A 23553-nucleotide genomic window follows, 5' to 3' on the forward strand; every position below is an offset into this window, starting at 1 on the left:
AACGCCCTGGCGAGGTGCCCACCCGCGCACGTCACTTCGTTCGCGCCCCACGCCCCGCCGCGTGAGCGGGCAGCCGAGCCCGCGAGACTTGCTCGCGAAGAGGGGGAGGGCAGGGGCTCGCCGCGCGGAGGGGACATGACCTCGAAGATGACCTCGTGCGCCGGACTTGACAGGTCAGGCGGGCGGGAGCACCATGCGCGTGTCGTTCAGGCGGAGGGGGGACGGGGAAGGAGTTCGGGACGAAGCCTGGAGGGGCCTCGGAACTCCACGTCACGTCCAGGAGAAGAAGGGGGTACGGCCCGCGTCCTCGACGTGCCCCTGGTGAGAAGAGAGGGGAGGGGAGGAGCGCGGCGGGTCGCGCGTCGGAGGAAGAAGACGGAGCGGACGATTACGGCTGGGGCTGCGCCTGCTGGGACTTGTGCTTGTAGAAGAGGACCAGGGTGTAGCAGTGGAACTCGTTGTCGCTGGACTGGCAGACGACCCGGTCGACGATTTCCAGATCCGAGTTGCTCTTGAGCCAGCGGGTCACGTTCTCGCCCAGCTCCTCCCGCTCCTTGGCCTTCGTCGCGGAGAACACCTTCACGCCCGTGAACATCGCCTTCCACTCCTTGCGCTGTGATTTTGTACTGAGTGTACGGAAGGTTACCGCGCGCTCTCCATAGGTGTCAAAAAAGCTTACCTCTGGGCTGCCCTGTGGTGATCGCGACCCCCGGGGGTTCCCCCCAGCGAGGGCGTGCCTAGATTGCAGGAGTCGGTGAGTCGCAGCGCCCGGGGGAAGGGCCTTCGGGCGTGTTGGGGATGGGCGAAGGGGGCAAATCATGGATGTGAAGACCAAGAAGGACCTGGCGGTCGACTTCATCAACGAGATCCGCACGATGGATCCCGCCGCGCTCAACGCGCTGATCGTCAAGGAAGCAGGGGAGGATCTGGCCCAGTTCTTCTTGAACTACAGCGCCAACCTCATCTCCAAGGATCCCTCGCGGGTGCTGGAGAACACCTCGTCGCTGATGCTGATGGGCTACCTCATCCGCACCCACGAGGAGCGCAACACCCAGGTGAAGCAGTCGGGCATCCAGGGCTATGCGTTCGCCTGAATCGGGCGGGGCGGGGTGCGCCGAGGCTCGACAGCTCCCACGGGAGCCTGTTAGGGAGCGGCGCCCATGCTCATCGATTTGCACGCGCATTCCTACCTGTCCAAGGACTGTGACCTGGACCCGCGCGCGGTTCTGGATCGCGCCGCGATGTTCGGCCTGGATGGAGTGGCCTTCACGGAGACCAACACCCAGGACGGATGCGACGAGCTGTTCGAGATCGGCGCCAAGGCCAAGGTCAAGGTCTTCGTCGGGCTGGAGCTCATCACCGACCGAGGGCAGTACCTGTGCTTCTTCCCGAAGCCGGAGAACGCCCCCGAGCCGGTGCAGTTGTGGGGCAGCAACCGCGAGAAGCCCTGGAGCGCCGCCGAGTGCCTGCCCAAGGTGCGCTCGCTCGGCGCGGCCATCGTCGCGGCGCGACCGTATGACCGGGACTCGAGTCACCCGGCCATGGACTACGTGCGTTCGCTCGGCGGGCTGGTGTGCGCGGTGGAGGGGTACAACGCCCGCGTGAAGCAGACGGCGAATGATCTGGCGGTGGAAGCCGCCGAGGCGCTCAAGGTGCCCTGCACGGGGGGCAGTGACGCGCGCGCCACGGTGGACGAGGTGGGCTACGGCGCCACCTTCTTCAAGACGCCCATCCAGACGCAGGAGCAGCTCGTGGCGGCCCTGCTGGCCGGCGACTTCCATCCCGTCATGGCCGGGGAGCTGCCCCGGCTCACGCGTCCCGGCGAGGCCCAGGCGGCCCGTGCGTCCGGCAAGCAGCAACGCCGAGGGGGCGGTGGGGGTGGACGCCGCCGCCGGTAGTCACCACCTCCTTCGAGCTTTCAACTCGAGGAGGGGTGTTCATGAAGAAGTGGAAGAACGCGTGTTTTTCGGCCGTGGTGTTGCTCGCCGCCTGCTCCCATTCCCCGCAGAACCCGGATGGCACTCCGGACGGCAACCCGGGCCCCGCGCTTCCCGCCCCCGATACGAACCACGACGTGAAGAACTACAGCCGGGTCATCGGCTGGCCGGAGGGCAGGACGCCCGTGGCTCCGGAAGGGTTCGTGGTGACGAAGTACGCCGACGGCCTGCGCAATCCCCGCTGGCTCTACGTCCTGCCCAACGGCGACGTGCTGGTGGCCGAGGCCAGCACCGAGCCCAAGAGCCAGGGCGCGCTCCGCGAGGCCCAGCGCTCCGGCAAGGCCGAGTCCCAGCAGATAGGCGACAGCGCCAACCGCATCACGCTCCTGCGTGACACCGACGGCGATGGGGCTCCGGACGTGCGGGAAGTCTTCCTGCAGGGGCTGAAGCAGCCGCTGGGCATGCTGCTGCTCGGGGACCGGTTCTACGTCGCCAACACGGACGGGCTCTGGCGCTATCCGTACGAGCCGGGGCGGACCTCCATCGAGGCCCAGGGCCAGAAGCTGCTGGAGCTGCCCGCCGGGGGCTACAACAACCACTGGACGCGCAACCTGCTGGCCAACGCGGACGGCTCGAAGATCTACGTGTCGGTGGGCTCCGCCAGCAATGTCGCCGAGCACGGCATCGAGGAGGAGCGGCGCCGCGCGAACATCCTGGAGGTGAACCCGGATGGCAGCGGCGAGCGCGTCTACGCGAGCGGCCTGCGCAACCCCGTGGGCATGGGGTGGGCGCCCGGCACGAGCACGCTGTGGACCGTGGTCAACGAGCGCGACTACCTCGGGGATGAGCTGGTGCCGGACTACCTGACGGGCGTCAAGGAGGGGGGCTTCTACGGCTGGCCCTACGCCTACTTCGGCATCAACGAGGATCCCCGGCTCGCCGGACAGCGGCCGGACCTGGTGAGCCAGACGCTGGTGCCGGACGTGGCGCTGGGCGCGCACACCGCCTCGCTGGGGCTCGCCTTCTACACGGGCAGCGCCTTCCCCGAGAAGTACCGGGGCGGGGCGTTCATCGGGCAGCACGGCTCGTGGAACCGCTCGGAGCTGTCCGGCTACAAGGTCGTCTTCGTGCCCTTCAAGGACGGCCGCCCGAGCGGAGCGCCCGAGGACTTCCTGACGGGCTTCATCGCCCACCCCGAGACGTCCGAGGTGTATGGCCGGCCGGTGGGGCTCGCGGTGCTGCCCGACGGGGCCCTGCTGGTGGCGGATGACTCGAGCAACACCGTGTGGCGCGTCGCGCCCCGCCGCTGACGACACCCGCTCGCGCCGCCCCCGGAGGTGACGGCGCGAGTCGGGCGGGGGCGCCGGGCCTACTTCGCCGCGTCCGGCTTCCCCTCTTCGACGCGGGACACGACGCCGTCGGTGAGGAACACCCGGCGCTTGCCACCGGGGTAGATCCACTCCTGGCTCACCCGCTGGCCTTCCAGCGTGCGGCGGATGCTCTCGGGATGACCCCAGGACATCTCCACCGCCGCCTCGGGCATGTTCTCCAGCACCCGCTTCTGCTTGATGGCGTCCTGGAAGCGCGCCGGGAGCTTGGCCAGGCGCGGCTCCTGCGGCGGCAGGTAGCGATCCATCTCCGCCAGCAGATCCTCCTTCTTGTCGATCCCCGGCCGGAGCACGAGGATGACGGGGGCGCCGGGCGCGCCCTCCACGTCCAGGTAGACCCAGGGCTGGGTGCGGGGCGAGTACAGCACCCGCTCCGCCATGGCCCAGGACGTGGGGAACTCCACCTTGGTCACCCGCACCGTCGTGCCCGCGGGCACCAGGGCTTGCACCGGGCCGGGGTTGATGGGGTTGCCCTTGGTGTCGTTGAGCAGCCGCACCTCCTCGGGAGGGTAGGGCGTCAGCAGCCGCTTGGAGGCGTCCCCGAAGAAGGGGGTGAGGTAGCTGGAGGTCTTCAGGTGGCGCACCGCCGCCGGGCCCGTGGTCAGGTCATGCTGGAGCGCCGTGCGGTCCTCCGCGCTGAGCTTGGTCTGGCTCACGCAGGCCGTGGCGAGCACGGGGAGGAGCAGGGACAGAGCGAGGCGTCGTGTCATGGAAGGGGCCTCGCGTCAGAAGGAGAAGGCGAAGGCCCGGGTGGTGACGCGGGGCGCCTCGCGGCCACCCGTGACGTCCGCCACGAGCACCGCGCGCTTGCGCGTCTCCTCGACGATGCGGCCGCCGCCCGCCTTCTGGTAGGCGTCGATGCCCTGGATGATGTGCGAGGCGAGCAGGCCCAGGCCGCCCAGGCCCCAGAACCAGGGCACCACGAGCGAGCTCAGCACGCTGCCCACCACGATGATGGCCACGTCGATGACCAGGAACAGGATGAAGCCACCGGTGTCACCGGCGATGAGGTGACCCGTGCCGAAGCCGATGAGCAGACCCAGCACGAGCGCGAGCACGGGCTCGGTGCCGGAGCTCACCGCGCCACCGGTGTCCAGGGGCAGCATGGGGCCGTCCATCAGCGCCAGCCGCTGGGCGTCCGTGAGGCGCAGGGCCGGCGTCTGGGAAGGCTTGAAGGTGGCCGCCAGCTCCACGCCCTCCAGCAGCCGGGCGTGACGGCCCTCGGCGCTCTGGGCGAAGGAGATCGAGGGATCCGCGGCGGACGCGGCGGACTCCACGGGGGTGACGGCCAACAGGGAAGCAACCAACAGTGAGACGAACATGAAGAGCGACCTCGGTTGGACTACGGTGAGGACGCCTTCCTACCTCAATGGCCGGAACTCAACGATGCATTGTCGTCAGGCCGTGAGCGCTGCTCTCCACAACCCTTCAGCGGTGGACAGATAGGTCCGCGGCCGTCGGGGTCCGGCACCAGCAGGAAACGGCCCAGACCACGGGCATCGGTCAACTCGGGATGGCCACAGAGCACGCAGCGGCGAGGTGGACGCTTGGAGGGGGGAAAGGGCACGAGACCCAGTTTCCCCCCGCTCCCGCGGGCTCGCGACTTTTCCGCCCCTCAGCTGCTCTTGGCCGCCACGGGCGTGCTGGGCGCGCTGCTGGCGCCCGAGGACGACGAGCCGCCCGATGACGTGCTCGCGGAGGACGAGGAGCTGTCGCTCGAGGACGTGCTGCTGGACGAGGACGAGCTGCTGCTGCTCGACGAGGACGAGCCGCCGTCCTTCTTCGTGGAGCCGTAGAGGTCGGCGTACCAGCCACCGCCCTTGAGGACGAAGCTGGTGCGGCTGACGACGCGGCTGAGCGAGTTCTGGGTGCCACAGGCCGAGCACTTCTCGGGCGTCGGATCGCTGACCTTCTGCAGCACGTCGATCGTCTTTCCACAGGAACCGCAGGCGTATTCGTAGATGGGCATTGACGGGCCTCTTTCTAGGTCGTGGAGGGAGGGGTGGAATCCGGCGTCCGCTTGCGCAGGGCCTCGGCCACGCCCAGGCGCTCGAGCGCGCGGAGCACCAGCTCGGACGGGGCCCCATGCTTGCGTCCCACCGCCTCCGCGAGCGCGGTGAGTGACGGGGCCTCCGGGAGATCATCACGCACGAGGAGCTCCAGCTCCCGGCGCAGCATGTCCGTGAAACGCTTCTTGATACCCAGGTCGAGCAGGTACTTCTCGCGCCCGAGCAGATCCAGCTTCTGGGTGAGATTGCGCGCGGTGAGGGCCTCGCGGCGGAAGCGCTCGCGCACCTCCTCGACTTCCTTGGCGATGCCGGCGCGGTTCTCGACGAGCTTGAGCTCGGAGGGGCTCAGCCCCAGCGCCCAGCCCACCCGGCCCGAGGCGCCCCGGTGCTCGGTGAAGGCGGACAGCAGGGACGTCTGCTCGCGGCGCTTGAGGGCCTCCAGGAGCCCGTGCGCCTTGAGCGCGCCCTCCACCTCGTCCAGCGTCAGATCGCCGCGCGCGCCGTTGTACTGCTGTTCCAGGTTGCGCAGCAGGGCGAAGCGGTGCTCGCTCGCCTCCACCAGCGCCTCCAGCGCGTCCTTGCCGGTGGGGCGCAGCAGCTCCTGGTAGCTCGTCTTGGGCGCCTCGATGCGGGTGAAGCGGCCACGGGGCTTGGGCAGATCCCTCTTGAGGAAGCTGGGGGACTCCTGCTCGTCGGCATCGGGGGGAAGGGACTCGGCGGCCGGGCGCTTGCGCGGAGCGATGCGCGACTGGACCGTTTCTCCGGCCGAGGCGGGGGCCACCTCCGGCCGGGCGGGCACGGGCGCCGGCACCGGACGCGAGGGCGGCAGGGCGAAGGAGGGCACTTCGGGGGCGGGAGGGGGAGCGGGGGGCCGCTTCTCCTCGTGCACCCGGGCCAGCTCGCGCACGACGTCGTAGTAGCCGCAGCCCTGCCGCGTCGCGGCGAGCTCGGGGGCTGTGCCCTGGAGGACATCGATCACGGCGAAGGGCCCGAGGGGCGTGGCCCCGGGCTCGGCATCCGTCAAGGTACGGACGCGGAAGTCGTCCGACTCGGCCAGCAAGGCGAGCGCCTCACGGACCTCGGTGGGGGTTGCAGGCGAATGGGCTCGCCGGCAGTAGTCGGAGACGGCCACCGCCACGGGGGTGGGCACGTCATCGGGTTGCCGTTGTCTCTGCCAGGGACGGTTCATGAAAATCGCGGAAAAATGCTCGTTTACGAGGCCGGGTGCCTCTATCTTCGCTGGCGGACGGGTGTCAATGAATCCGGCGGACGCCAATCTAAACAGTCCGTGGATGTTGCAAGTCGGTACTACACCTGAGCAGAAGGGAGTGCATCCCGCACATACGGGTGCACACCTTGTGACCCATGAGGGCCGCGTGGTGGCTCGGGAGGCAGGCGAGCTTTGAACCGGAATATGGACGAGGTGCTACAGCACTACATGGCGCAGCACGGGTTGAAAAGCACCCGGCAGCGCAGCCTCATCATCGACACCTTCTTCTCGGTGGGGGGGCACCTGTCCGTCGAGGAACTGTGGAACAAGGTCCGGGAGCAGGACATCAAGGTGTCCGTGGCCACCGTCTACCGGACGATGAAACTCCTCGGGGAGTGTGGGCTGGCCCACGCTCGCAATTTCGGTGACGGGCAGACGCGCTACGAGGCGGCCGCGGGACGCCACCACCACGATCACCTCATCTGCACCCACTGCGGCACCATCGTCGAGTTCGAGGATGATCGCATCGAGCAGATGCAGGAGGGCGTGGCGCGCAAGCACGGCTTCACGGTGACGTCGCACAAGATGGAGCTGTACGGGCTGTGCCGGAACTGCCAGCGCGGCGGCAAGGCCAAGAGCGAGGCATGAGGCGCATGGGCCGGGCGTTGGGACTCGCCCTGGTGCTCGCCCTGGCCGGCTGTCACCACGCACCCCAGGAGCCGCTGCCCGGACAGGCTGCCACTTCCCCCTACCTGCGCGCGTTGTGGCTGCCCGCGGTGGGGCCGGCGCCCTGGAACTGGCGCGCCCTGCCGGGGAAGGTGGTGCTGGTGTCCTTCTTCGCCTCGTGGAGCTTTCCCTCCCTGGCCCAGCTGCCCACGTTGCAGGCGCTCCAGAAGGAGCACGGCGCCGAGGGCTTCCAGGTTGTGCTGGTGGGGTTGGATCTCGACGGAGCCCTCACCCTGGCCCCCTTCGCCGAGCAGTACGCGCTCGAGTTCCCGGTGCTGGTGTCCGACACAGCCCTGCAGCAGGGCCAGAGCGCCTTCGGGCTCATCCCCGCGCTGCCCGCCACCTTCCTTTTGGACAGGGAGGGGCAGGTGGCCGGCGCCTGGCAGGGGATGGCCGGCCATGGGGCGCTGTCCGAGGCGGTCCAGGCGCTGCTGAAGCGCTGAGGCCCCGGGACTTCACTCCACCGGCTCGCCCGTCTTCTGGGTGTACCAGCTCTGGGGATTCATCAGCTGGAGCGAGGCCGTGGCGCCCACCTCCACGCCCACGGGCAGCACGCCGAGCTTCACCAACATCAGCGCGCTCGGCACGCCGCCCGTGCTCGACACCCGGCCCCGCACGTCGAGCCCCTGGCCCCGGGCGCGCAGCGCTTCCACCTTCACACCCGCCTCGCCGAGCGAGAGCGTGCCGGACAGCTCCAGATCCTTCGCCGCGAGCAAGGGGGACAGAATTCGAGGCAGCACCCCCTGGTGGGTGAGCAGGGCGATGAACGGGACGGCGTTGGAGAAGCGCCCCGTGAAGCGTCCCCGGAACGAGGGCGGGGACAGGGCGAGCGTGGCCTCGGGGAAGGCGAGGGTGCCGTCCCAGCCGCGCGCGTCGTCCCCGCCGGTGCGCACCGTGACTTCCTCGAGCCGCAACTGGCTGCCGTCGAGCACCACCGCGTCGCGCTGGAAGGCCAGCTTGTACGCATCCACGTCCAGGAGGACGCGCCCGCCCAGGGTCGCGCCTCCCCAGTGCGCCCGGAGCCCCTCGGTGCTCAGCGACAGGTGGGCCTCGCCTCGTCCCTTCTCGGGGCTGGCATGGGAGGAGGCCTCCAGCAGCGCCCGCCCGGACTCCACCTGGAACGACGGGCCGATCCATCCGTTGAGCAGCCGCAACTCCACGGGCTCGCTGCGCGCCGCCTGCACCTGGAGGTGCACATCCGGCAGGGCCGAGCCCAGGCGCGGGGGCCGGGCGCTCATCAACAGGGCCACCTCGGGGATGCCCACCGCCGGGCCCTGTCCTCCCTCCAGCCGCGCGGGCCCCAGGGTGAGCTTGAAGCCCAGCCGCTGCTCGCCGTCCTCCCGCGTATAGACGTCCGAGGCGAAGCGCCACGGGGCCTTGAGCACCAGGGGCCCCACGGGCAATCGCAGCGGCTCGCCCGCTCCCTTCAGAGAGGTGCCCGCCGCCACCCGGCCCTCCTTCACGTGCAGGTCCACCTCCACCCGGCCCGCGCCTCCGCTCATGTGCAGGTCGGCCAGCCGCGGCACCAGCCTCCGGAACGCGCTCGCCGACGGCACCCGGGCGGTGAGCTGGAGCCTCCCCTCGGTCAGGCCGGTGATGATGTCGAGCCCCTCCGGCTCCTGGCGCCGCACCTCGAGGGTGGCGCCCGCCGTGCCCCCCTCCACGTGCGCCACCGTGTCCTCGTCGATGGACAGCTCGCCGGGCCCGAGCGACACCCGGGCGTCCTCCATGAGGATGCGCTCGCCGGGTTGGAGATCCAGGTTGCCCGACACCTGCGTGATGCCGGTGAGTCGGGCGCCGTTCCACACGAACTCGTGCACCCCGTGCACCCGCACGTCCTTCAGGTGGATGCGCCAGGGCGCCTTCTCGCGCGGGGGCGGAGGTGGGGGCGGCTCGCCCTTCTTCGGCGTGACGGTGTGGATGTGGGCGCGCACTCCCCGGACGTCGACGGACACCGTCTCGAAGCGCCGCAGGAGCAGCCCGGTGAGCGACACGTCCACCCAGACCCGATCGATGTCGAGCCGCCAGTCGGCGTTATTGGGTTCCTCGCGGCGCAGCGAGAAGTCGCGCAGGTGGACGCGCCCGGGCACGAAGGACCAGGCCTGGCGCCAGCGCAGCTCGGTGCGGGGGATGAGGCGGTTGAGCAGTCCGGCCAGCCCTCCCGTGGCGAGCAGGACGTTGACGAGCACCTGGAAGAGCAGCAGCGCGCCCGCGAGCACGAGGAGCACGCGGCGCCACCGGACCTTGGGGCGGGGGAGGGACACGGGGAAGAAGGTCGGCATTCGGCGCGTGGACGGGAAGCGTCATGCTGACAGGACGGGGGGCGCGGACCCGCTCCATGTGCGAGGAGTGTCCTCGGGGAGAAAGAGCGCGGGGCCCGCTACAGCCCTGGAGCGGATTTCTTGCCGGAGGGGTCGCCACTGGTACCTTCCGCGCACTCATGACGGTGCGGCGAAAGCTCCTGGCGGTGGCGGCGTGCGTGGCCGCCCTCCTGACCGTGGTCTCGGCGGCGGATGCGAAGGGTTTTCGCCGCTACCTGAGCCTGCGCCAGGACGTGGAGGCCATCCACGAGCGCAATCAGGCCATCACCGCGCAGAACGAGGCCCTGCGGCGTGAAATCAACGCGCTGCGCACCGACCCTTCCGCCCTCGAGCGCGCGGCGCGCGAGGAGCTGGGCTACATCAAACCCGGCGAGATCGTCTTCCACCTGGAGTAACACCATGACCTCGCACCCGGCACTTTCCGCCGTCCTCAAGTTGCCGCGCCTCGCGGTGCGGGCCGTGCCCATCGGGGCGGTGCTGGCCACGTTCGTCCACCTGGCGCGCGGGGGCTTCCGGAGCCTGCACTCGCTGGGCTGGGACGAGGCCGGGCTCGTGCTCTTCCTGCTGGCCGGACTCGGGGTCATCGGCTGGCGGCGCTTCACCCGTGACGCCGTGGGCGCGCCGCTCTTCCTCCAGGACGACCTGGAGCTGGGCGCGGTGTTTCTCGCCTCGGCCTACATCGTGGTGGCCATCGCCGGCGGCGAGCTCTTCCCGCTCGTCTATCTGCTCATGGCGTGCCTGGTCGCCTTCCTGCCGCACCGCGCCAGCCTCGCGCTGGTGGCCGTGGCGCTCGCGTTCGACGCGCTGCTCACCCTGGGCGGCCCCGAGCGCGGCGGCCTGTCCTCCTTCCTCACCCACACGCTCTTCCTGTCGCTCTTCGCGGTCCTCAACCACCTGGTGCTCGCCGCGCGCATCGCCGCCGCGCGCCGCGCCGAGAACGCCGCGGTGGACAAGCGCATCAAGGAAGTGGAGGAGCGCGCCCGCACCTTCCGCCTCGTCAGCTCCGGCGCCCACGACAACCCTCCCGACGAGAAGGATCAGGAGAAGTGGCTGGTCGCCTCGGTGAAGGAGATCGAGGGCGCGGTGGGCGCGGCGCTGGAGATCGCCGAGACGGCGCTCAAGACGAACACCTGCGCCGCCTTCCTGCTCACCTCGGACGACAAGGGCCTCAAGCTCTACGACTGCCGCAGCGCGAGCGATCACGTGCAGCGCGAGCGCTTCAACGCGGGCGAGGGCGTGCTGGGCGGAGTGCTCAAGCGCCGGGCCCCGGTGCGGATGCACTCGGCGCACGGGCTCAAGGGCATCACCTGGTACGACGGGAGCGCGCCCACGGTGGGCGCGGTGCTGGCCGTGCCCATCATCGAGGGCGGAGGGCTGGTGCGCGGCGTGCTCGTGGCGGACCGGCTCACGCACAACCCGTTCTCGGATGACGACGAGAAGCTCTTCACCACCATCGCCGCCGAGGTGCTGCGCTCCATCGAGGTGGAGCGGGTGATGTCGTACATCCGCAAGACGCGCGACGAGAAGGACAGGTTCTTCCGCGCCATCGAGGAGCTCAACCGCGCGGGCAGCCCCGAGCAGGTGTTCCTCGCGGTGCTGGAGAGCGCGCGGCAGCTCGCGGGGCTGGACTTCAGCGCCGTCACCATCGTGAGCGAGGTGGAGGGCAAGCGCGTGCACAAGGTGGCGCGGATGCTCGGCGTGAGCGCGGCGGGCAAGGCGCTCGAGGGCCGCACCTTCCCGGACAACAACGGCCTGGTCGCCAACGTGGTGCGCTACGGCGCGCCGCTGCCCGGACGGGATTTGAAGGCCATGGACCGCCAGGTCATCTTCGACGAGGAGAGCCAGATTCGAGGGCTCGCCGCGCTGAAGATCTTCCCGCTCACGGCGGGAGACCGGATCCTCGGCACGCTGGTGGCGGGCTCGCGGCGCAAGACGGCGTTGGATCATGACGTGCTGCGGATGTTGGAGGTCATCGCCATCCAGGCGGCGCAGGCGGTGCTGCGCGCCCAGCTCTACGAGCAGATGGAGCGCATGGCGACGACGGACGGCATGACGGGCCTGTACAACAACCGCACCTTCCAGGCGAAGGCGGACGAGATGCTGGCGCACTCGCGGCGCTACGGGCGCAAGTGCTCGCTGGTGCTCACGGACGTGGACCACTTCAAGAGCGTCAACGACACGTACGGCCACCTCACGGGAGACCAGGTGCTCAAGGGCGTGGCGCGCATCCTCAAGCAGCAGGCGCGCGACACGGACATCGTGGCGCGCTACGGCGGCGAGGAGTTCGCCATCCTCATGCCGGAGACGGACGCCAAGGGCGCCAAGGTCATCGCCGAGCGGATCCGCGAGGCCATCAAGGCCGAGGTGTTCCAGACGGAGATGGGCCCGCTGAAGGTGACGCTGTCGTTGGGCATCGCGACGGCGCCGGACCACGGCGTGGACAAGCTGGTGCTGGTGGAGCAGGCGGACCAGTGCCTGTACTACGCCAAGCGCCACGGCCGGAACCAGTCCGTCACCGTGGCCGAGGCGCAAGGGGGCCGCAAGCTCCAGGCCGCCGAGGGGTAGGGCGAGGTGATTCACGGGGAGTGAGGGTTGAGGTGTCCTGGGGATACCCATGCTGACATCCCTGAAAGTCATTGGCTTTCGCAACCTCGCCTCCCTGTCGGTTCGCGGTCACGGGGCCAGCGACCCTCACAAGGAGCGGGCGGCAGAGACGACTGAGCCCCCCGGGCATCTGCGCCCCCCTGTATGGTTGGGCATCCCGCATCCTATCCTCCAGGATTGTTTCACCTGGGGGATAGGCCAGCGCTATGGCGAATGAAAACCGGAGTCCTGGGGCGGGGAAGGGCGGCGGTACGCAGCTCGAGGCACGGAGGCGAGGCCCGCCGCCCTGGGCGCGGGCTGGGGCCCTCTCGCTCATTGTCCTGATTTTCCACGCGGCCTGCGCGTCGCAGGGGCCCGCGTCAAGCAGGGAGACCGGGGGCGGCCGGGCAGGTGGCGAGGCCGTGGAGAGCGAGGCACGAGCGGCGCCGAGGGAGCTGCAGCCGGTGCTTGTCGTGTACGCGGCCGAGGTGGAGGCGCGCGGCAGCACGCGGGTGGTGGCCGTCACGCGGGAGGAGTACCAGCGCGCGGTGGCGCAACTCCTCCAGCGCCATCAGGTGCACGGGACGCCCCAGGAGGCCGCCCAGGGGCTGCTCCAGGCCCTGCCCGAGGAGGAGCTGCTCGCCGAGGTGTACCGGGACAAGGTGCTCACTCTGGTGCCGCTCACCGACAAGGGCCCGCTCGTCCCCGAGGCCGAGGCGGCGCTCAAGGCGAAGTACCTGCGGTGGTGTCAGCCACGGGGCGGCGGGGACTGCTTGGGCCTCTTCACGGATGGGCCCTACCTGCGCACCGACGACAGGCGCACCCTGGCGCTCGCCCTGGCCTTCGGAGGTGTGTTTGACGAGACGCGAGCGGCCCTCGGGCGCGAGCTCAGCCCTCAGGCGCTGCTCTCCTCGCTGGTATGGGCCGCGGGCCTGTACCTGGCCCTCTGGCTGCTACCCGAGCCGAGCACGAAGGCAGCGGCCGCCGCGCTGTCGGTGGTGCTGCTGGCCTGGTTGGGCGTGGACGCCATGTGGGGCCTCATGGACGGGTGGGCCCGTATGGCGCACGCGGCGCACGAGGCCACCACGTTCGAGGAGCTGCGCGACGCCAGCGAGGCCTTTGGCAAGCGCATCGGCACGAACGCCGCTCGCGCCCTCATTCTTGGGGTGGCCACCCTCACCGGGCGGACGCTCGGAGAGGTGGCCACGCACCTGCGCTCGCTGCCGAGGTTCAACCAGGTGCAGGCGCAGTGGGCGGCCCAGGGCATGGAAGGCTCGGTGGCGGTGGCCATGGAGGAAGCCGCCGCGGTGGAGGTGGTGGTGGAGCAGAGCCGCGCCCTTGTCGTTCTCACGTCCCCGCAGGCGGCGGTTGCCATCAATGTCCTGACGAGGAGTGGCAGCTCAGGAGCAGCTGGAGGGCACTCAGGCACCATCGCAATACAGCACCGTGGTGGCAACAAGCAGGTCATCCTCAGCAGCGGCGAGCGCTGGCACCTCCCGCGAGGCAGGAGCTACAAGGACATTCCGGCGGAGGACAGGCTCGGCGACGAACTGCAGGCGGTCGTGAGGGAGGAGGCGGCGAGATGGTCCCAGGCGAGACTCTCGAGGGAGGAGCGAGACGCGATTAAGGCCATGAGGGACGCGGGAAAGGAGCACCGGGCGAATCTGCTCGAGCGTCAGGCTCGTGGGCGGTGGGTCGAGAGACAGGTAGCCAACCGTTTCCCGCACCTATCCTGGAACCAGCGAGGCGTAGACGTCACCGGTCCAGGTGGACAGAGCTACCACTACGAGATCCTGTCTGGTACGGAGTCAAACTTCGCGCTGCATGGGCGCCGGATGGCGAGCACCTTCTTCCGCATGATCTTCTTCTGAGGGCCGCGTGACTCCCAACATTCACTACGAGCATCGAGAGATTGTGGGCGAGCGGCTGGAGCTGACGGACAAGAAGGCCATCTACTGGCTCGGGCCGGACGTCACGCTTCGGGGCTGTACGCTGGTCACCAACATTTCGGCGCGGTGGCTGCACCTGGTGTCGGGAAACCTGATCGACTGCACCATTCACGCGAAGAGCCAGCTGAAGACCCTGCCGTGGGCACCAATGAAGTTGAAGGGGTGCAGGTTCAAGGGTCACTTCGGCGGTAACGACTTCGGCTTCCGCGAGGACGTGGACGACAGGTGGATGACTGGTGGAATCGAGGACTGCGACTTCTCCGAGGCCCGTCTCAACGGATGCGCCTTCTACAACTGCGACATGAGCACGATTCGCCTGCCTCGCTGGCCGTGCTTCACATTCTTGGAACCACTCAAGCACGCGGCGGAACTGCGCCAGCACACTTGGCCCGGTCGGGTCGGCCGGGTCACCATCGAGGTGGTCTGCGAGTCGACCAAGGACACGGCCGCAGTCACATGGCACGCGCCCACCGTGGCCGAGAAGATGGACACGACGGTTGAGGAGCTGCGCGCCGCCCTGGAGACAGCCCCCGGGATTTTCATGTAGGGCGGGCGCGAGTTCGCGCTGGGACCTCGAGACCGTGCGCCGGTGCGGAGGCACTCAGCGCACGGACTCGAGAGCCCCTACCGGGCCAGCAGCTTGTCCGGCGTGATGGGCAACTCCCTCACCCGGATGCCCACCGCGTCGTAGACGGCGTTGGCGATCGCGGCGGAGACCCCGGTGGCGCCAATCTCTCCCAGTCCCTTGGCCCCCAGGGGACTCACCTTGTCGTCGAACTCGTCCACGAAGATGACGTCGAGCGCCGAGGGGATGTCCGCGTTCACCGGAATGGCCACGCCCGACAGGTTCTTCGACAGCCACCGGCCGAGCTTCGGCTCGTGCTCGCTCTGCTCCATGGCCGCCATACCCCAGCCCCAGATCATCCCTCCGATGATCTGCGAGCGCGCCGTGCGCGGATTGATGATGCGGCCCACGCTGTAGGCCCCCACCATCCGCCGCAGGCGCAGCAGCCCCAGTTCCGGATCCACCGCCACCTCGACGAACACCGCGCCGAACGTCCGCATCGCGTAGGGCGTGCCCAGGCCGCTCATGTTCACGGCCTCTCCATTCGGCGCGAACTTCCCCTCGGCGGCCAGCTCGCTCAGCCCGGCCCGCCGCAGCACCTCGCCGATCGGCCGCCCCGCGCCTCCTCCCTTGCGGCGCACCCTGCCGTCCCGGAGCTCGAGTTCCTCCGGTCGCAGGTCAGCGGCTCGCGCCAGTTGCTCGCGGATCTTCGTCGCCGCGTCGAGGATCGCCGAGCCTGTGCAGACGATCGTCGAGGAGCCATAGGTGGGCCCCGTGGTGGGCAGTCGCGAGTCGCCGGCCGTGAAGGTCACCGCCTCCACTGGGATGCCCAGGGACTCGGAGGCAATCTGGGGCAGCGCGGTCAGGCCCCCGGTGCCGATGTCCGCGCTGGAGCCTTCCAGCAGCGCCGTGCCATCCGCCCGGAGCCGGAGCCGGACCGACGAGCCGAAGCGGAACGCCCCCATCGTGCAGTCCGCCATGCCGCAGCCGAGCAGCCAGTCGCCCTCGCGGGTTCCTCCCTTGGCGCGCGTGCGCCAGCCGAAGCGCCGCGATCCCTCGTCGTAGGCCTCGCGCAGCTTCTTCGACGACCAGGGCTTGCCATCCGCCGGATCGTTCTCCGCGTAGTTGAGCAGCCGGAAGTCGAGTGGATCGATGCCCACCTGGCGCGACAGCTCGTCCACCGCGCAGCCCATGGCGAAGGAGCCCGGGCCCTCGACGGGGGCGCGCATCGGGCTGGGGATGTTGACGTGGCCCCGCCGCACCCGCTGGGACGTGCGCAGGGCAGGGGTCGCGTAGAGCGCCCGGCCCGCCTCGGTGGCGTACTCCACGTAGTCGTCGGACACGCTCGTCTGGTTGATGACGTCCTGCCCGATGCCCGTCAGCCGCCCCTCGGACGTCGCCCCGAGCGTGACCGTTTGTTCCACCCGCGGCTGATAGGAAACGTTGGCGTACATCTGCGCGCGCGTCAGCACGAGCTTCACCGGCCGCCCGGCCACCTTCGCCGCCGCCGCCGCCAGGAACTCGTGCGGCCAGGTGTAGGCCTTGCAACCAAAGCCTCCCCCGGTATGCGGGCAGATGACCCGGACCTGCTCGGGCTTCAGGCCGAAGGCCTCCGCGAGCGTGCCCTGCGTGCCGCCGATGTGCTGCACGGAATCGAAGACCGTGAGCTGATCGCCGTCCCATCGCGCGAGCGTGGCGCAGGGCTCCATGGGGTTGTGGTGGCGGCTGGGCTGGGTGTAGCGCGCCTCGTGCCGCAGCGCCGCGGTGGCGAGCCCCGCGTCGAGGTCTCCCTTGGCGAAGTCGGCGGGGCCCATGATGTAGCCGCTCTCCCGCGGCTCCACCGGCTCCCCGGCCCCCTGCGGAATGAACGCGCCCGGCGCGTAGCCGACGCGCACCAGCCGCGCACCGTGCTCGGCCGCCTGCAACGTCTCGGCGAGCACGAGCGCCACGGGTTGTCCCTCGTGCCGGATTTCATCCCCCTGCAGAGGCATGAAGACACTCGCGGCGGGTGGCGAGGAGGCGGCCTTGAGCCGGGGCATGTCCCGGGCGGTGAGCACGCGGACGACACCCGGGTGGGCGAGCGCCTCGGCCGTGTCGATGGACGTGACGCGTCCCGCGGGAATGGGCGCCGTCACGAAGACGGCGTGCAACGCGTCGGGCAGCGGCTGATCGGCCGCGTAGCGCGCCCTGCCGGTGACCTTGTCCGCCCCATCCAGTCGGGTGAGAGGCTTTCCCATGCTCATGACGCACCTCGCGCCGCATCGCGCACCGCCCGGGCCGCCGCGTTGCGGGCCAGGGGAATCTTGAAACCGTTGTGTTCGAGCGCACGCGCCTCGGTGAACCCGAGCGCGAGCGCCGCCTGGGCCTCCTTGCTGTCGGGCCGGGTGCCCACCAGGGCCCGTTCCGCCTCCACCAATCGCCAGGGCTTCATCGCCACCGAGCCGAGCGCCACGCGTGCCGAGCGGATGACGCCGTTCTCCAGGGAGAGGGCCGCCGCCGCGGAGACGAGCGCGTACTCGTAGGACTCGCGCTCGCGGACCTTGACGTAGGCGGAGTGGGGCGCGGGAGCCGCCAGCTCCACGGCGACGATCAGCTCACCCGGCTCGAGCACGTGGTGCTTCTCGGGAGCCTGCCCGGGCAGCACGTGGAACTCACCTATCGGAATGCGACGGCCGCCCGTGGCGCGCTCGGTGATGACGACGGCGTCCAGGGCGGCGAGGGCCACCGCGGGATCCGACGGCTGGGTGGCCACGCAGGCCTCGGTCCACCCGAAGATCGCATGCCGTTCGTTGGAGCCATGGCGGGCGGCGCATCCGCTGCCGGCGACGCGCTTGTTGCAGGGGAGGGTCTCCTCGGCCCGGAAATAGGGACAGCGGGTGCGCTGGAGCAGGTTGCCGCCGATCGTCGCCAGGTTGCGAATCTGCGGAGAGGCCGCCTTGAGGATGGCCTGGGAGAGCACCGGGTAGTCCCGCACCACGGCCTCGTGTTCGCCGATGTCGGAGAGCCGGGCGAGCGCGCCCAGGCGCAGTCCTCCCCCGGGGGTGCGCTCGATGCGCTCCAGGCCCTCGACGCGGCCGATGTCGACGAGCGCCGCCGGGGCGATGATTCCCAGGCGCATCCAGTTGAGCAGCTCGGTGCCTCCGGCGAGGAACGAGGCATCGGGTTGCGACGCGGCCTCGAGTGCCTGCCGCGGGGACGTGGCGCGGGAGTAGTCGAAGGGTCGCATCAGGGCACCTCGGCCTTTTTGTCCGCCGCCGCCCGGACGGCGTCGACGATCTGGGGGTAGCAGGCGCAGCGGCACAGGTTGCCGCTCATCCACTCACGGATCTCCGCCTCGCTGCGCGTGTGTCCCTCGGCGATGCAGGCCGTGGCGCTCATCACCTGGCCCGGTGTGCAGAAGCCACACTGGAGGCCGTCATGGTCGATGAAGGCCCGCTGCACGGCGGACAGCTGTCCATCCCGGGCGAGCCCCTCGATGGTCGTCACTTCACGCCCGTCCGCCTGCACGGCCAGCATCAGGCAGCCATTCACCCGGCGGCCGTCCAGATGGACCGTGCACGCGCCGCACTCGCCCTGGTTGCAGCCCTTCTTCGTTCCGGTCAGGTGAAGCTGCTCGCGCAGCAGATCCAGGAGCGTGGTCCGGACATCGACGGTCACGCTCCGACGCTCGCCGTTCAGGACGAGGGTAATGTTTCGCGTCCACTTCGAGATGTTGGGATCAGGGGAACTCACGCACGCTCTCCTTGAGGAACACGTCCGGGGCAAAATGAGCTGCGGGGTCCTGCTGACGAAGCTTCGAAAGCAGCGCGAGGGCGGCCTGGGATAGGGTCTGGACGTGACTTCGAGCGAACAGGGCCGGGTGCCCCTGGCGGTGACGACGAGCGGCAAGCCGAAAGAGGCGCTGATCCTCCAGGCCCGCGAGGCCGCTCGGGCCTGGGGCCTGCCATTTATTCCCAGACGCAAGAAGGCGCCGCTCGGTCCGCTGCTCCAGACCGCGGCCGAGGCCCTGCTCGTCTTCGAGCGCGAGGGTGAGGTCTCCCTCTGGGATGCGGAGAACTCCTTCAGCTTCAACCCGGGCATGGCGCACCTGCGCCGGTTGCGCTGGCTCGAGGGAGATCGGAGTGACGCCCTGGCGCGCGTGGCCGAGCTGCGCGAGGGAGATCACGTCCTCGACTGCACGTTGGGGCTCGGCCAGGACGCGCTGGTGGCGGCGGTGGTGGTGGGCCAGCAGGGGAGGGTGGTGGCGCTGGAGAAGAGCCTCGCGCTGTACGCCGTGGTCTCCGAGGGTCTGAAGATCTACGACGCGGGCCCCGAGTCCTGCCGCGTGGAGCCGGTGCACACCGACGCGCACGCATACCTGCGCACGCTGCCCCCGGGCTCCTTCGACGTCGTCTGCTTCGATCCGATGTTCGAGAAGCCCAAGAAGTCCCAGCCGGCCTTCGAGATGCTCCGGCGTTTCGCCGAGCACGCCCCCCTCACGCCCGAGGTGCTGGAGGAAGCCCGGCGCGTGGCGCGGCGGTGGGTGGTGGTCAAGGGCGCCAAGCACTCGGAGGATCTGCGCAAGCTGGGACTCGAGGCCGAGCCCGGCTCGCGCTACACCTCGGTCATCTGGGGCCGCGTTCCCGCGCTGCCACCCGCGCGGGAGTGAGCCTCAGCCCTCACCCGGAGGCGGACCCTCGCCCCCCTCGGGGGACAGCTTCCCGCTCCACGCGCCCGCCTGCTCGTGAGGCATCAAATCCCGCGGCGAGCGGTAGTACTGCAGCGGCGAGTCATAGAGGAAGTTGGACACCCGGCTCGTGTACAGACACGCGTAGCGCTCCACCTGCTCGCCGAACCGGCTGTTCTCGCTGCCCTCCTTGAAGAGCAGCCCCCAGTACGGGTTGAAGCCTTCCTCCACCTCGCGCTCGAGCGCGTCGGCGATCTCCGTCGCCTCGCGCAGGGCCCGGCGCAGTGTGTCCAGCGCCACCTTGGCCTCTCGCCGCCGCGCCTCCAGCTCCGCCTGGGCCTCGGCCGTGAGGCCCCCGCGCTCCAGCGTGCGATCCAGCTGGTTGAGCAGGTTCTTGTGGTCGCCGACCTCTTCTTCCAGCCGCGCGCGCGTGCGCTCCACCTCGGCCAGCCGCTCGATCCGCTCGCGCTGGCCATACGTGTAGGTGATCTCGTCCTCGATCTCCTGGACGATCATGCACGTGCGCCACAGCGAGGTCTTCTTGGACTTGAGGATGTCGCCGTAGATGTGGTCGCCCACGTAGAGGATGCGCTCGCCCGAGCGGCGCGTGTACTGCTCGAACTGCACCAGGTTGCCGCCCTGGTACACCTTGCCGCGCTCCAGGCCCGAGGCCTCGCCCACCACGCGTGCCTCCTCGCCGGGCCCGGCCACCTCCAGCTCCAGGAAGGGCCGCTGCTCGGCGAAGAAGGCCGGCTTGGCGGCGAGCGTCACCACGTAGTCGAAGTAGTTGCGCCAGCTCGGGTACTCCGCGAGCTGCCCGTCCAGCAGGTAGCGCATCACCGCGTCCGTGTAGTCCCAGGCCGAGTTGGTCAACAGGAACAGCCGCTTGCCGCCCGAGCGCAGCTTGTGCAGCGCGGGGCCCAGCTCGGGATCCTGGAAGATGTAGCGCGACAAGTCCTTGCGCACCTCGCGCTTGAGCGAGTTGTCGCGGTGCACCGTGTCGATGGCCTCACGGATGTCGTCGTACAGCCGGCCATAGTCCACGCGCTGGCCGAGCGACTCGAGCAGCTCGATGATGCCCGCGAACAGCCAGGCCTCCGGCAGGGCGAAGAGCGTGTCGATCCACGCGAAGCGCGGCTCCTTCAGCCGCACGCGCTGGTTGCGGTAGAGCGCGCGCCACACCTCGCGATCCAACGGCCGCAGCCCGTGCCAGGCGCGCCCCACGTAGCCGAAGCGGTCCATCTTCAGCAGGTTGCCGTTCTCCTTGTCCACGGCCAGCCCGCGCATGACGAAGTGGTGATCGTATTGGAGGCGGCCGATGACGGAAGGGTAGCCCCGCTCGCTGATGAGCCGCGCGAGCGTCATGTCATAGGCGAGCTCTTCCAGCCGGCGCATGTGGTAGATGGCCAGCGTGTAGTCCATGTCGAAGCCGACCAGCTCGATGCCCGACATGCGCAGGTTGCGGTTGACGAAGATGTCGCGCGCGCGCGGGCCCTCGTGCGGCCCGTGCCGCGGGACACTCAGCAGGCGGTGGAGTTCGGCGTCGGTGAGCAGCGCCTGGGCACGGTGCTCGGCTTCCTCGGCATGGGCCTGGCTGCGCGAGGAGCGGAAGCTGCCGTGCAGCGGATCCGAGGTCGTCGGACTGCCGGGGATGGGGCCAGTCGGAGAGAGTTTGGAAGGCAAGGGACAGACAGACATACCACGCGGCCCGGGGGGTCAACCACCAACCCCGGGGGCGCGTGCCCGTGTCCGCCCCTCAGTTGATGTTGCAGGTGGGGTCCACCGGCTGCTGCGTGCAGTCCACCATGCGCGGCTTGCCCGTGAGCCCGTCCACCTGGAGCACGTGATCGAGCTTGCCGTTCTGGCTCTGGGTGATCCTCAGGGGCTTCTGGGGCGGATTTCCCGTCGCCTGGCACGTGGCGCTGCCCGGGGTCTGGTGGCGGGGTGCTCCGCCGCGGCCCAGCCAGCACAGGCCGTCGAGGGCCGACACGTCCAGGGTGGCGGGGATGGAGATGGCCTCTCCCTGCGCCACGCACTCGCAGCCGCCCTTGCCACAGGCATTGGTCAGACAGGCCGTGGCGGGGCAGGCGTCGCCCCAGCGGTGTGCCGTGTCGCACGGCAGCTGCTCCCAGCGCAGCACGGTGGCGCCCATGCTGTTGGCGGCCACCGACAGGCGCACCGGGTACTGGCTCGTGCGCGCGTACGTCCGGGCCTGGTTGGCCAGGGAGGAGATCTCCCGGAGCGCGTTGCGCTCGCTCTGCCGGCGCTTGACGATGTCCATGTTCATCACGGCCATCGAGGCGAACACGCCCGCGATCGCCACCGTCACCAGGATCTCCAGGGTGGTGATTCCCGCGCGAGCACGTCTCGTCTTCATTGCAGCACTCCGGCCAAGGCGAAGTTGCGCGGCATGATCTCCAGGGTGGAGGAGCGCCGCTTGTAACCATCCTGCGGATGATTGTCCGCATCGCGGAGGTACTCGCCGCTGGCGTCCTTGCGGATGAGCGACGAGTCCAGGCGTGCCGTGCGGGTGATGACCTGCACCTGCACCATGCGCACGCGGCTCATCAACGCGTCGCGCGCGGTGGGTGCGTTGCTCGGGTTGCTCGGGTCCGCCGTCCACCCCCCGGGCACCAGGAGGTCACACGCCGTGCCCGTGCACTGCTCCAGATGCGGGCGCAGGGGCGCGGCGTTCGGGAACCACAGCACGGGCGACTTGGGCAACTTGAGGTCCTCCATCACGCCCAGGCGCAGCCGGATCATCTCGACGTCGTGCGACAGGGTCACCCACTGGGCGGCCGGAGCGGGATTGACGACCGAGGAGATGTCCCTGCGCTCCAACACGGGCGTGCCGGTCTTCCAGTTCACGCGGAAGGCCGAGCCGCGCATGAGCAGGATGAAGCCGCCGGAGCGGTCCGCCCCCCAGTAATCCTGCGTGCCGTCATTGGGACGCTGGCCGGCGGCCAGGCTCTTGCACGGGTTGTTGTTGGAGGCCAGGCCCTCGGTGATGCCCGGGCTGACCACGATGCGCGCGTAGGGGGCCGACGCATCCTGGTTCACCGCCGTCACCCGCATGACGCACGCGATGCGCGTCTCGGGTTTGACGACCATGACCAGCCGGTCCCTGAGGCCCACGGGCACCGTGCTCGCGCACAGCTCGTTGCCCGAGCGGTACAGGTCCGAGGCGTTGGCCGCGTGGGTGCACAGCGTCAGGGGCACCATGCCAATCGGATTGGTGCCGTTCATGGCCTCGGAGTCCCAGCTCCACACCTGGAGGACGTCCGAGATGCGATCGGCGTAGGAGCCCGTGGGGGGCGCGAAGGTGGGGTCCGCGGGGAAGGCCCCCGTGCCGTCGAAGCGCTCCTCGGGGCTGACGTTGATGGCGTAGCGCACGTCGTCGGCCGCGGCGCCCTGCCTGCCGAACACCATGCGCGCGCTGCCCACGCCCATGCCCGCGCGTTGCAGCTCCACCACGAGCATCTCGCGCACGGCGCGCAGGGTGTTCTGCGCCTCCATGAGCGATTCCTCGAACGTGCCGCGCCGCTGCAGCTCCGCGGCGCTCCACAGCGCCGCGGCGAGCACGATGAGCGACAGGGAGCTGGCCACCACGAGCTCCAGCAGCGTGAAGCCCCGGAGGGCAGGGGAGGAGGCGCGCCGCTTCATGGCCCCACCCGCGTCTGCAGCGCCACGGCGTGGTAGTCGTCGCGGCTCAGCTCGTCCTGCCAGCTCACCGTCACGCGCACGTTGAGCGTGTTCTTCATGACCAAGGTCACATCCGTACCCGGGACCTGGCGGTTCAAGGCTGGACTCCCTTTTTCATCGCCCTCGAAGGGGGGATCCACGTCGATCGTCACCTGGTAGGGACGCGCCACTTCCTGGTTCGCTCCGGCCGGAGGCGGCGTCTCCGAGGGGATGCCGCTGGAGTTCCAGTACAGGGTGACGGGGGGATCGCTATCCAGTTTCACGATGTCCGCGCAGGGGTTGAGCTCACCGGCCTTGCACCCCATGCGGGTGACGCGCTCCAGCCACCACTCGGCGATGGTGTAGGCCTGGGCCTGGGCGAGGTTGCGCCGGTTGAGCCGCACGATGGACACCACGGTGCTGGCGACCACGCCGATGCCCAGGATGAGCACCGCCGCGGTCATCAAGGTCTCCAGCAGCGTGATGCCACGCCGGCGCCGCGAGGGCCGCATCATGCT

23 protein-coding genes are annotated in these 23553 nt (G+C 69.7%); 10 read left to right on the forward strand and 13 right to left on the reverse strand.

Annotated elements, in window-relative coordinates:
* Positions 1-388: 388 nt before the first annotated feature.
* Entirely contained in the window at positions 389-595 is a 207-nt protein-coding gene (locus F0U63_RS23525; RefSeq protein WP_395848154.1) for a hypothetical protein, read from the reverse strand.
* 223 nt (positions 596-818) lie between these two features.
* Between F0U63_RS23525 and F0U63_RS23530 the strand changes: the two genes are divergently transcribed.
* The 3 genes from F0U63_RS23530 (at position 819) to F0U63_RS23540 (ending at position 3247) form a co-directional block, all read left to right on the forward strand.
* Entirely contained in the window at positions 819-1094 is a 276-nt protein-coding gene (locus F0U63_RS23530; RefSeq protein WP_002620895.1) for a hypothetical protein, read from the forward strand.
* Positions 1095-1160: 66 nt separating this feature from the next.
* On the forward strand, positions 1161-1898 hold the full coding sequence (locus F0U63_RS23535) for a PHP-associated domain-containing protein (protein WP_395848155.1): 738 nt from the start codon (positions 1161-1163) through the stop codon (positions 1896-1898).
* Between the two features lie 41 nt (positions 1899-1939).
* The gene (locus tag F0U63_RS23540) at positions 1940-3247 is read left to right on the forward strand and encodes a PQQ-dependent sugar dehydrogenase (protein WP_395848156.1); all 1308 of its coding nucleotides are present in this window, start codon (positions 1940-1942) and stop codon (positions 3245-3247) included.
* Between the two features lie 59 nt (positions 3248-3306).
* On the opposite strand, the gene F0U63_RS23545 is transcribed toward F0U63_RS23540, so the two are convergent.
* From F0U63_RS23545 to F0U63_RS23560, 4 genes are all read right to left on the reverse strand, one after another.
* Positions 3307-4035, reverse strand: coding sequence for a hypothetical protein (locus tag F0U63_RS23545; RefSeq protein ID WP_395848157.1), 729 nt, complete (start codon positions 4033-4035; stop codon positions 3307-3309).
* A gap of 15 nt (positions 4036-4050) precedes the next feature.
* On the reverse strand, positions 4051-4647 hold the full coding sequence (locus tag F0U63_RS23550) for a hypothetical protein (protein WP_395848158.1): 597 nt from the start codon (positions 4645-4647) through the stop codon (positions 4051-4053).
* 293 nt (positions 4648-4940) lie between these two features.
* Complete coding sequence (locus F0U63_RS23555) at positions 4941-5294, reverse strand: FmdB family zinc ribbon protein (RefSeq protein ID WP_395848159.1); 354 nt, start codon at positions 5292-5294, stop codon at positions 4941-4943.
* Positions 5295-5308: 14 nt separating this feature from the next.
* Positions 5309-6523 (reverse strand): hypothetical protein, encoded by a 1215-nt coding sequence (locus F0U63_RS23560; protein WP_395848160.1) that lies wholly within the window; start codon positions 6521-6523, stop codon positions 5309-5311.
* 225 nt (positions 6524-6748) lie between these two features.
* Here F0U63_RS23560 and F0U63_RS23565 point away from each other — a divergent pair, with 225 nt between their 5' ends.
* Positions 6749-7192 carry a Fur family transcriptional regulator gene (locus F0U63_RS23565; RefSeq protein WP_198316076.1) on the forward strand — a complete coding sequence of 148 codons (444 nt, stop codon included), beginning with the start codon at positions 6749-6751 and terminating at the stop codon, positions 7190-7192.
* Positions 7189-7713 carry a peroxiredoxin family protein gene (locus tag F0U63_RS23570; RefSeq protein WP_395848161.1) on the forward strand — a complete coding sequence of 175 codons (525 nt, stop codon included), beginning with the start codon at positions 7189-7191 and terminating at the stop codon, positions 7711-7713. Before F0U63_RS23565 ends, F0U63_RS23570 begins: the two co-directional genes overlap by 4 nt.
* 12 nt (positions 7714-7725) lie before the next feature.
* Here F0U63_RS23570 and F0U63_RS23575 read toward each other — a convergent pair whose 3' ends face one another.
* Entirely contained in the window at positions 7726-9552 is a 1827-nt protein-coding gene (locus F0U63_RS23575; RefSeq protein WP_395848162.1) for a hypothetical protein, read from the reverse strand.
* Between the two features lie 158 nt (positions 9553-9710).
* On the opposite strand from F0U63_RS23575, the gene F0U63_RS23580 reads away from it, so the two are divergent.
* The 4 genes from F0U63_RS23580 (at position 9711) to F0U63_RS23595 (ending at position 14670) form a co-directional block, all read left to right on the forward strand.
* Entirely contained in the window at positions 9711-9986 is a 276-nt protein-coding gene (locus F0U63_RS23580) for a septum formation initiator family protein (RefSeq protein ID WP_095987753.1), read from the forward strand.
* A gap of 4 nt (positions 9987-9990) precedes the next feature.
* Positions 9991-12156, forward strand: coding sequence for a diguanylate cyclase (locus F0U63_RS23585; RefSeq protein ID WP_395848163.1), 2166 nt, complete (start codon positions 9991-9993; stop codon positions 12154-12156).
* 482 nt (positions 12157-12638) lie between these two features.
* Positions 12639-14045, forward strand: a complete 1407-nt coding sequence (locus tag F0U63_RS23590) for a hypothetical protein (protein WP_395848164.1) — start codon at positions 12639-12641, stop codon at positions 14043-14045.
* A 7-nt stretch (positions 14046-14052) separates the two neighbouring features.
* The gene (locus F0U63_RS23595; RefSeq protein WP_395848165.1) at positions 14053-14670 is read left to right on the forward strand and encodes a hypothetical protein; all 618 of its coding nucleotides are present in this window, start codon (positions 14053-14055) and stop codon (positions 14668-14670) included.
* A gap of 77 nt (positions 14671-14747) precedes the next feature.
* Here the strand turns inward: F0U63_RS23595 and F0U63_RS23600 are convergent, their stop codons facing one another.
* From F0U63_RS23600 to F0U63_RS23610, 3 genes are read right to left on the reverse strand one after another with little or no spacing between them, the layout of a single operon-like run.
* Positions 14748-16925 (reverse strand): xanthine dehydrogenase family protein molybdopterin-binding subunit, encoded by a 2178-nt coding sequence (locus F0U63_RS23600; protein WP_395848166.1) that lies wholly within the window; start codon positions 16923-16925, stop codon positions 14748-14750.
* Between the two features lie 2 nt (positions 16926-16927).
* A complete protein-coding gene (locus tag F0U63_RS23605; protein ID WP_395848167.1) occupies positions 16928-17914 on the reverse strand; it encodes an FAD binding domain-containing protein in 987 nt (328 codons plus the stop codon).
* Positions 17914-18420: a (2Fe-2S)-binding protein gene (locus F0U63_RS23610; protein WP_395848168.1), complete on the reverse strand. Its 507-nt coding sequence runs from the start codon at positions 18418-18420 to the stop codon at positions 17914-17916. Before F0U63_RS23610 ends, F0U63_RS23605 begins: the two co-directional genes overlap by 1 nt.
* Before the next feature lie 103 nt (positions 18421-18523).
* On the opposite strand from F0U63_RS23610, the gene F0U63_RS23615 reads away from it, so the two are divergent.
* Positions 18524-19336, forward strand: coding sequence for a class I SAM-dependent methyltransferase (locus tag F0U63_RS23615; RefSeq protein ID WP_395848169.1), 813 nt, complete (start codon positions 18524-18526; stop codon positions 19334-19336).
* Positions 19337-19339: 3 nt separating this feature from the next.
* On the opposite strand, the gene F0U63_RS23620 is transcribed toward F0U63_RS23615, so the two are convergent.
* Genes F0U63_RS23620 through F0U63_RS23635 form a run of 4 tightly spaced genes read right to left on the reverse strand, consistent with a single transcriptional unit; the run spans position 19340 to position 23550 of the window.
* Complete coding sequence (locus F0U63_RS23620; protein ID WP_395848170.1) at positions 19340-21052, reverse strand: HAD-IG family 5'-nucleotidase; 1713 nt, start codon at positions 21050-21052, stop codon at positions 19340-19342.
* Between the two features lie 58 nt (positions 21053-21110).
* The gene (locus F0U63_RS23625) at positions 21111-21731 is read right to left on the reverse strand and encodes a Tfp pilus assembly protein FimT/FimU (RefSeq protein ID WP_395848171.1); all 621 of its coding nucleotides are present in this window, start codon (positions 21729-21731) and stop codon (positions 21111-21113) included.
* Positions 21728-23017, reverse strand: coding sequence for a PilW family protein (locus F0U63_RS23630; RefSeq protein ID WP_395848172.1), 1290 nt, complete (start codon positions 23015-23017; stop codon positions 21728-21730). The genes F0U63_RS23625 and F0U63_RS23630 overlap by 4 nt, the downstream gene beginning before the upstream one ends.
* Positions 23014-23550: a hypothetical protein gene (locus tag F0U63_RS23635; RefSeq protein WP_395848173.1), complete on the reverse strand. Its 537-nt coding sequence runs from the start codon at positions 23548-23550 to the stop codon at positions 23014-23016. The genes F0U63_RS23630 and F0U63_RS23635 overlap by 4 nt, the downstream gene beginning before the upstream one ends.
* Between the last annotated feature and the right edge of the window lie 3 nt (positions 23551-23553).

Origin of the sequence: Cystobacter fuscus (assembly GCF_044360685.1) — a bacterium.
Taxonomy (GTDB): Bacteria; Myxococcota; Myxococcia; order Myxococcales; family Myxococcaceae; genus Cystobacter; species Cystobacter fuscus_C.

What these genes read in the sequence shown, in the direction of transcription:
- F0U63_RS23525 (WP_395848154.1), bottom strand. Translation starts at nt 595, where the DNA reads ATGTTCACGGGCGTGAAGGTGTTCTCCGCGACGAAGGCCAAGGAGCGG.
- F0U63_RS23530 (WP_002620895.1), top strand. Translation starts at nt 819, where the DNA reads ATGGATGTGAAGACCAAGAAGGACCTGGCGGTCGACTTCATCAACGAG.
- F0U63_RS23535 (WP_395848155.1), top strand. Translation starts at nt 1,161, where the DNA reads ATGCTCATCGATTTGCACGCGCATTCCTACCTGTCCAAGGACTGTGAC.
- F0U63_RS23540 (WP_395848156.1), top strand. Translation starts at nt 1,940, where the DNA reads ATGAAGAAGTGGAAGAACGCGTGTTTTTCGGCCGTGGTGTTGCTCGCC.
- F0U63_RS23545 (WP_395848157.1), bottom strand. Translation starts at nt 4,035, where the DNA reads ATGACACGACGCCTCGCTCTGTCCCTGCTCCTCCCCGTGCTCGCCACG.
- F0U63_RS23550 (WP_395848158.1), bottom strand. Translation starts at nt 4,647, where the DNA reads ATGTTCGTCTCACTGTTGGTTGCTTCCCTGTTGGCCGTCACCCCCGTG.
- F0U63_RS23555 (WP_395848159.1), bottom strand. Translation starts at nt 5,294, where the DNA reads ATGCCCATCTACGAATACGCCTGCGGTTCCTGTGGAAAGACGATCGAC.
- F0U63_RS23560 (WP_395848160.1), bottom strand. Translation starts at nt 6,523, where the DNA reads ATGAACCGTCCCTGGCAGAGACAACGGCAACCCGATGACGTGCCCACC.
- F0U63_RS23565 (WP_198316076.1), top strand. Translation starts at nt 6,749, where the DNA reads ATGGACGAGGTGCTACAGCACTACATGGCGCAGCACGGGTTGAAAAGC.
- F0U63_RS23570 (WP_395848161.1), top strand. Translation starts at nt 7,189, where the DNA reads ATGAGGCGCATGGGCCGGGCGTTGGGACTCGCCCTGGTGCTCGCCCTG.
- F0U63_RS23575 (WP_395848162.1), bottom strand. Translation starts at nt 9,552, where the DNA reads ATGCCGACCTTCTTCCCCGTGTCCCTCCCCCGCCCCAAGGTCCGGTGG.
- F0U63_RS23580 (WP_095987753.1), top strand. Translation starts at nt 9,711, where the DNA reads ATGACGGTGCGGCGAAAGCTCCTGGCGGTGGCGGCGTGCGTGGCCGCC.
- F0U63_RS23585 (WP_395848163.1), top strand. Translation starts at nt 9,991, where the DNA reads ATGACCTCGCACCCGGCACTTTCCGCCGTCCTCAAGTTGCCGCGCCTC.
- F0U63_RS23600 (WP_395848166.1), bottom strand. Translation starts at nt 16,925, where the DNA reads ATGGGAAAGCCTCTCACCCGACTGGATGGGGCGGACAAGGTCACCGGC.
- F0U63_RS23605 (WP_395848167.1), bottom strand. Translation starts at nt 17,914, where the DNA reads ATGCGACCCTTCGACTACTCCCGCGCCACGTCCCCGCGGCAGGCACTC.
- F0U63_RS23620 (WP_395848170.1), bottom strand. Translation starts at nt 21,052, where the DNA reads ATGTCTGTCTGTCCCTTGCCTTCCAAACTCTCTCCGACTGGCCCCATC.
- F0U63_RS23625 (WP_395848171.1), bottom strand. Translation starts at nt 21,731, where the DNA reads ATGAAGACGAGACGTGCTCGCGCGGGAATCACCACCCTGGAGATCCTG.
- F0U63_RS23630 (WP_395848172.1), bottom strand. Translation starts at nt 23,017, where the DNA reads ATGAAGCGGCGCGCCTCCTCCCCTGCCCTCCGGGGCTTCACGCTGCTG.
- F0U63_RS23635 (WP_395848173.1), bottom strand. Translation starts at nt 23,550, where the DNA reads ATGATGCGGCCCTCGCGGCGCCGGCGTGGCATCACGCTGCTGGAGACC.